Below are 6,448 nucleotides of genomic sequence, written 5' to 3' on the forward strand. Positions count from 1 at the left end.
AAAAAGTACTTCTTTATGAAGTGCTTTTTTTATTTTTAAATAACATTTTATTGATTGTGTTTTTTCATTATTTTTATGGTATCATGATAATGAAGATATATAATTATAATAATTTTAAAGGAGAGTAATTATGGAGAATAAAGTTTTAGCTATAGTAAATGGAAGTAAAATAACTGAAAAAGATATAAAAAGATCATTATTAAGATTTCCACAGGAAACGCAAGAGCACTACAAAACAGAAGAAGGTAAAAAACAATTTTTAGATCAAATGATAAATTTTGAATTAATATATAATTATGCTCTTGATAATGATATGGAGAAAGATGCAGACTATATAGAACAAATGAAGTTGATAGAAAAAGATGTTTTAATACAAGCAGGCGTCAAAAACATAATGGCTGATTTAGATATAACAGAGGAAGAGATTCAAAAGTACTATAAAGATAACAGTCAAATGTTTAAAAGTGGCGAGACTGCATCAGCTAAACATATATTAGTAGATACCCTAGAGCAAATGCAAGAAATTAAAGTGGAAATAACTAATGGAATGTCTTTTGAGGAAGCCGCTAAAAAATATTCTAAATGTCCATCATCAGCGCAAGGTGGTAGTTTAGGTAGTTTTACTAGAGGTAGAATGGTTCCTGAATTTGAAAAAGTAGCTTTTGAACTACAGGTTGGTGAAATAAGTGAACCTGTTAAGACTCAATTTGGATATCATTTAATACAATTAGATGAGAAAAGTCTAGAAGATGTGAAATCCTTGGAAGAATCTAGGCCTATGATTTTGGAGAATATTTCACACCAAAAACAAAATGAAAAATATACAAGCGCCATAACGGAATTAAAAAACAAATATGATGTAGAAATAAAATAAAAGGTTATATCCATAGTTTTAACGGCATTTCAGAAGGAGACTTATACTCTCACTGATATAAGCGGGAGTATAAATCTCCTTCTGAAGTCGTTAATATTACAGGAGTTGTATTATGAGATTAATATAGGAATAACCATAGAGAGAGTAATAATCATAAAGAATAAATACAAACCATATATTATTAGATGTTTTTACTTACTAGTTACTATTGTTACTTCAAATGGAAAGAAAGAGATTTTTAAAATTAAAAATATAAAAATTTTAAATATCATATAAAAGTGTTGACAAAACAAGAAATACCTAGTAATATAGTAGAAGTCGTCACATGATGACAAAACAAATTGGTCTTTGAAAATTAAACAGAGAAATAGGTAAAGATAGCGAAATAATATTTCGCTAAACCAGTTAATTACTTTAGTATAAAGTAAAATTTAGTCGTAAGACTAAAAGTATGCAATGAGCTTGCGTAACAACTTAACAGTTGTCGCAGATTAATCATTTCAACTAAAAAAGTGTAAACTTTTAAATTGAGAGTTTGATCCTGGCTCAGGACGAACGCTGGCGGCGTGCCTAACACATGCAAGTCGAGCGATGAAACCTTTCGGGGTGGATTAGCGGCGGACGGGTGAGTAACACGTGGGTAACCTGCCTCAAAGAGGGGAATAGCCTCCCGAAAGGGAGATTAATACCGCATAATATGTTTTGGTCGCATGATCGAAACATCAAAGGATTTTTCTTCGGAAAATTCCACTTTGAGATGGACCCGCGGCGCATTAGCTAGTTGGTGAGGTAACGGCTCACCAAGGCGACGATGCGTAGCCGACCTGAGAGGGTGATCGGCCACATTGGAACTGAGACACGGTCCAGACTCCTACGGGAGGCAGCAGTGGGGAATATTGCGCAATGGGGGAAACCCTGACGCAGCAACGCCGCGTGAATGATGAAGGCCTTCGGGTTGTAAAGTTCTGTCTTCTGGGACGATAATGACGGTACCAGAGGAGGAAGCCACGGCTAACTACGTGCCAGCAGCCGCGGTAATACGTAGGTGGCAAGCGTTGTCCGGATTTACTGGGCGTAAAGGATGCGTAGGCGGACATTTAAGTCAGATGTGAAATACCCGAGCTTAACTTGGGTGCTGCATTTGAAACTGGGTGTCTAGAGTGCAGGAGAGGTAAGTGGAATTCCTAGTGTAGCGGTGAAATGCGTAGAGATTAGGAAGAACACCAGTGGCGAAGGCGACTTACTGGACTGTAACTGACGCTGAGGCATGAAAGCGTGGGGAGCAAACAGGATTAGATACCCTGGTAGTCCACGCCGTAAACGATGAATACTAGGTGTCGGGGGTCGAACCTCGGTGCCGCCGTTAACACATTAAGTATTCCGCCTGGGGAGTACGATCGCAAGATTAAAACTCAAAGGAATTGACGGGGGCCCGCACAAGCAGCGGAGCATGTGGTTTAATTCGAAGCAACGCGAAGAACCTTACCTAGACTTGACATCCCCTGCATAACCCAGAGATGGGCGAAGTCCTTCGGGACAGGGTGACAGGTGGTGCATGGTTGTCGTCAGCTCGTGTCGTGAGATGTTGGGTTAAGTCCCGCAACGAGCGCAACCCTTATCATTAGTTGCTACCATTAAGTTGAGCACTCTAGTGAGACTGCCCGGGTTAACCGGGAGGAAGGTGGGGATGACGTCAAATCATCATGCCCCTTATGTCTAGGGCTACACACGTGCTACAATGGTGAGTACAAAGAGATGCAAGACCGCAAGGTGGAGCCAAACTCAAAAACTCATCCCAGTTCGGATTGTAGGCTGCAACTCGCCTACATGAAGCCGGAGTTGCTAGTAATCGCGAATCAGCATGTCGCGGTGAATACGTTCCCGGGCCTTGTACACACCGCCCGTCACACCATGAGAGTTGGTAACACCCGAAGTCCGTGAGGTAACCGTAAGGAGCCAGCGGCCGAAGGTGGGATTGATGATTGGGGTGAAGTCGTAACAAGGTAGCCGTAGGAGAACCTGCGGCTGGATCACCTCCTTTCTAGGGAGTAGATGTATTGACTTCGGTCGATGCAATAGAAGAATATTAATTTGTTCTTCAAAAATATCTATTGTAATTAATCGTACCTAGTTCTCTGTTTAATTTTGAGAGACTAATTTTATCTAACTCTTAGGAGTTAGATAATGAATAGTTTTTCTTAAAATGTTCTTTGAAAATTGCACAGTGAAAAAAGTTGTTTTAAAAAAATTAAAACTACGCAAGTAGTTTATAAATTAATTTAATACAATTTCGCAAAATTAATATAACCGTCTATGTAAATAGACAGAATCAAGGTCAAGCTACAAAGGGCGCATGGCGAATGCCTTGGCACTAGGAGCCGAAGAAGGACGCGTTAAGCTGCGATAAGCTTTGGGTAGGCGCAAATAGCCTGTGATCCAAAGATTTCCGAATGGGGGAACCCACATAGTAACAACTATGTACTGCATACTGAATAAATAGGTATGCAGAGGTAGACCCGGGGAACTGAAACATCTAAGTACCCGGAGGAAGAGAAAGAAACATCGATTTCCTAAGTAGCGGCGAGCGAAAGGGAAAGAGCCCAAACCCAGGTCTTTGATCTGGGGGTTGAGGATAGATCATAAATACTGCAATTCCTTAATTGAAGATAGCTGGAAAGCTGCTCCGCAGAAGGTAATAGGCCTGTAAATGAAAAGGAAAAACAGTCAGATCTAATCCAGAGTACCACGAGACACGTGAAACCTTGTGGGAAGCTGGGAGGACCACCTCCCAAGGCTAAATACTACCTAGTGACCGATAGTGAAGAAGTACCGTGAGGGAAAGGTGAAAAGAACCCCGGAAGGGGAGTGAAATAGAACCTGAAACCGTGTGCCTACAACCGGTCGAAGCACTTTATATGTGTGACGGCGTGCTTTTTGTAGAACGAGCCAACGAGTTACGATATGTAGCAAGGTTAAGTACTTAAGGTACGGAGCCGAAGGGAAACCAAGTCTGAATAGGGCGCATAGTTGCATGTCGTAGACCCGAAACCGGGTGACCTATCCATGGCCAGGATGAAGCGGAAGTAAAATTCCGTGGAGGTCCGAACCACGTTGGTGTTGAAAAACCATGGGATGAGCTGTGGATAGCGGAGAAATTCCAATCGAACTCGGAGATAGCTGGTTCTCCTCGAAATAGCTTTAGGGCTAGCGTCGATTAATTGAGTAATGGAGGTAGAGCACTGAATGGGCTAGGGGCTGACAACAGTTACTGAACCCTATCAAACTCCGAATGCCATATACTTTTATTTCGGCAGTCAGACTGCGAATGATAAGATCCGTAGTCAAAAGGGAAACAGCCCAGACCATCAGCTAAGGTCCCAAAGTGTAAGTTAAGTGGAAAAGGATGTGGGATTTCTAAGACAACTAGGATGTTGGCTCAGAAGCAGCCACTCATTTAAAGAGTGCGTAATAGCTCACTAGTCAAGAGATCCTGCGCCGAAGATGTCCGGGGCTAAAACTTACCACCGAAGCTATGGGTGTACACAATTGTGTACGCGGTAGAGGAGCTTTCTGTACTGGCTGAAGTCATACCGTAAGGAGTGGTGGACGGTACAGAAGTGAGAATGTTGGCATGAGTAGCGAGAGTTAAGTGAGAATCTTAACGGTCGAAAACCTAAGGTTTCCTGAGGAAGGCTCGTCCTCTCAGGGTTAGTCGGGACCTAAGCCGAGGCCGAAAGGCGTAGGTGATGGACAATCGGTTGATATTCCGATACCACCAATGGACGTTATTAGAAATGGGATGACGCAGGAGGATAAGATGTGCACACTATTGGATGTGTGTCTAAGCATTTAGGCGGAGCAGACAGGCAAATCCGTTTGCTCTTAACGCTGAGATGTGATGGGGAAGGGAATTTATTCCCGAAGTATCTGATTCCACGCTGCCAAGAAAAGTCTCTATCGAGGATATTGGTGCCCGTACCGCAAACCGACACAGGTAGGTGAGGAGAGAATCCTAAGACCATCGGAAGAATTGTTGTTAAGGAACTCGGCAAATTGACCCCGTAACTTCGGGAGAAGGGGTGCCTACGTAAGTAGGTCGCAGAGAATAGGCCCAAGCAACTGTTTAGCAAAAACACAGGTCTCTGCTAAAGCGAAAGCTGATGTATAGGGGCTGACGCCTGCCCGGTGCTGGAAGGTTAAGGGGATTACTTAGCGCAAGCGAAGGTATGAACTTAAGCCCCAGTAAACGGCGGCCGTAACTATAACGGTCCTAAGGTAGCGAAATTCCTTGTCGGGTAAGTTCCGACCCGCACGAATGGCGTAATGATTTGGGCACTGTCTCAACAACACATCCGGCGAAATTGTAGTGCAAGTGAAGATGCTTGCTACCCGCGATTGGACGGAAAGACCCCGTAGAGCTTTACTGTAGCTTAGCATTGAATTTCGGTATTGTCTGTACAGGATAGGTGGGAGACTGAGAAACATGGGCGTCAGCCTGTGTGGAGTCATCCTTGGGATACCACCCTGACAGTACTGAGGTTCTAACTGGAGGCCATGAATCTGGTCACAGGACATTGTTAGGTGGGCAGTTTGACTGGGGCGGTCGCCTCCAAAAAAGTAACGGAGGCGCCCAAAGGTTCCCTCAGCGCGGTTGGAAATCGCGCGAAGAGTGCAAAGGCAGAAGGGAGCCTGACTGCGACACTTACAAGTGGAGCAGGGACGAAAGTCGGGCTTAGTGATCCGGTGGTACCTCGTGGGAGGGCCATCGCTCAACGGATAAAAGCTACCTCGGGGATAACAGGCTGATCTCCCCCAAGAGTCCACATCGACGGGGAGGTTTGGCACCTCGATGTCGGCTCGTCGCATCCTGGGGCTGAAGTAGGTCCCAAGGGTTGGGCTGTTCGCCCATTAAAGCGGCACGCGAGCTGGGTTCAGAACGTCGTGAGACAGTTCGGTCCCTATCCGTCGCGGGCGTAGGAAATTTGAAGGGAGCTGTCCTTAGTACGAGAGGACCGGGATGGACAAACCTCTGGTGCACCAGTTGTCACGCCAGTGGCATCGCTGGGTAGCTATGTTTGGAAGGGATAAACGCTGAAAGCATCTAAGCGTGAAGCCCACCCTGAGATGAGATTTCCCATAACTCGCACGTAAGTGCGATGTTAGTAAGACTCCTGGAAGACCACCAGGTTGATAGGTTAGAGGTGTAAGCATGGTAACATGTTCAGCTGACTAATACTAATAAGTCGAGGGCTTGACCTAAATATATAATTAAAAGTAATGCGATATACTTCTTTCGTAAGAAAGAAGCGAGGCTTTGAGCGTGAGCGAAAAGACTAATTCACTGTGCAATTTTCAGAGAATATTTATATTCTCAATCTGGTGATTATGGCATGAAGGTAACACCCGTTCCCATACCGAACACGAAGGTTAAGCTTCAATGCGCCGATGGTACTGCAGGGGTGACCTTGTGGAAGAGTAGGTTGTCGCCAGGTAAACATGGTTTACTAGCTCAGTTGGTAGAGCACATGACTTTTAATCATGGTGTCCGGGGTTCGATTCCCCGGTAAGCCACCA

General features: G+C 44.3%; 1 protein-coding gene, 1 tRNA gene and 3 rRNA genes. All 5 read left to right on the forward strand.

Annotated features, from left to right (window positions below):
- The first annotated feature begins 130 nt into the window (after positions 1 to 130).
- The 5 genes from ACWJKP_RS20645 (at position 131) to ACWJKP_RS20665 (ending at position 6,448) form a co-directional block, all read left to right on the forward strand.
- A complete protein-coding gene (locus tag ACWJKP_RS20645; protein ID WP_165415055.1) occupies positions 131 to 874 on the forward strand; it encodes a peptidylprolyl isomerase in 744 nt (247 codons plus the stop codon).
- Between the two features lie 523 nt (positions 875 to 1,397).
- Positions 1,398 to 2,915 (forward strand): 16S ribosomal RNA (locus ACWJKP_RS20650).
- A gap of 292 nt (positions 2,916 to 3,207) precedes the next feature.
- Positions 3,208 to 6,133 (forward strand): 23S ribosomal RNA (locus ACWJKP_RS20655).
- Between the two features lie 116 nt (positions 6,134 to 6,249).
- A 5S ribosomal RNA gene (gene rrf, locus ACWJKP_RS20660) occupies positions 6,250 to 6,366 on the forward strand.
- The 16S, 23S and 5S rRNA genes sit together here with 1 tRNA gene alongside, the layout of an rRNA operon.
- A 6-nt stretch (positions 6,367 to 6,372) precedes the next feature.
- Positions 6,373 to 6,448 (forward strand) — tRNA-Lys (locus ACWJKP_RS20665).

The sequence above is a fragment of the Clostridium sp. CM037 genome (assembly GCF_055081095.1).

Bases quoted from the DNA above. Each gene is read 5' to 3' on its own strand.
- ACWJKP_RS20645 (WP_165415055.1), top strand. From the start codon at position 131: ATGGAGAATAAAGTTTTAGCTATAGTAAATGGAAGTAAAATAACTGAA.